This window comes from Staphylococcus sp. 231237_7MaSpsaltlick (genome assembly GCF_043107035.1).
Genome location: NZ_JBICNX010000148.1, coordinates 1 through 1,113 on the forward strand (window position 1 = coordinate 1; position 1,113 = coordinate 1,113).

Sequence of the window (1,113 nt, forward strand, 5' to 3'; positions counted from 1 at the left end):
AAGATACACATATATTTAGACATGCCAGCACAGAAGCATTAGAAGAAAAAAGTAAATCGACTAATGACAAAAAACAATTTTATATCAGATTAGGGGTTATTATGATTACAGCAATTTATAATGATATTTATTGGTTTTAAAAAATAAATAGGAGTAAATTTATGAGCCAAAATTCAGAAATAAAAAATAAAGTTATTAGCAGTGTAATATCTATAATTACAGCAATTGCTTTAATTATAATTAACATATCATCAATAGAAGTCCGTGAAAAAATTATATATTCTATAATATTTATAGCGATATTGCTGTTATTGCTAATTTTGATTAATATAATTTCATTTACAAGGATAGATAAAAAGTCATATGCAGTTATTAGAAAAGATTTAGAAAAAATAGGTGGTAGGTTAGCAAGTATTAGAATTAATGACAATAATATAAGTGTAGAAAGGTTATCAGAATTTAGTGGCTTTGCGAATTATTATTATGGTAAAAGTACAGTAGTAATGTTTTCTAATATAAAGGCAAAAATGAAATTTAAATCTTTATGTAAGTCTTTAGCAAATTTAGAAAACTTTATATGGGATAATCATTTAGATAATGCAGGTGGTTTAACAATAAGGGTTAGTTTTATTGGTAGTAGATCAGGTGTATATGATCGAAATAAGCATGAAAAGCAAGAAGAAAATGAAGAAAAATATCGAAAGTTATTTATTAAAGCTTTAAATGATTATAGAAGTTTTAGAAAATATTGTGAAAATAGATTATAAGCTGGTCAAAAACGATCATTATTGAGACACATTCTGATTTTGAAACGATTAAAACACATACATATTATGTATGTGTTTTTGCTATACTTATATCTATTAATTAATGTAATTACTAAAGGTCGGTACAATAATACTTGAAAGTAAAAGATTAATATTGAAATTTTCATTTTCTATGGCATAAATTTTCTCTACTAAATCGCAATTTTTTATATGAAGTTAAAGAACTATAAAAAGTGTAAGGAGCAATTTATATTTTCTCCATTTCTCCCCCCTCTAATACTGTACTTTTACTTATTCGCTTTCCAGCAATTTAAATTTATCTTCTAATGTTTGAAGTCCTTTATCT

Annotated in this window: 1 protein-coding gene; it reads left to right on the forward strand. The window is 24.5% G+C overall.

Annotated features, from left to right (window positions below):
• Positions 1–161 precede the first annotated feature (161 nt).
• Entirely contained in the window at positions 162–767 is a 606-nt protein-coding gene (locus tag ACF91D_RS30520; RefSeq protein WP_392438495.1) for a hypothetical protein, read from the forward strand.
• The last annotated feature ends 346 nt before the right edge of the window (positions 768–1,113 follow it).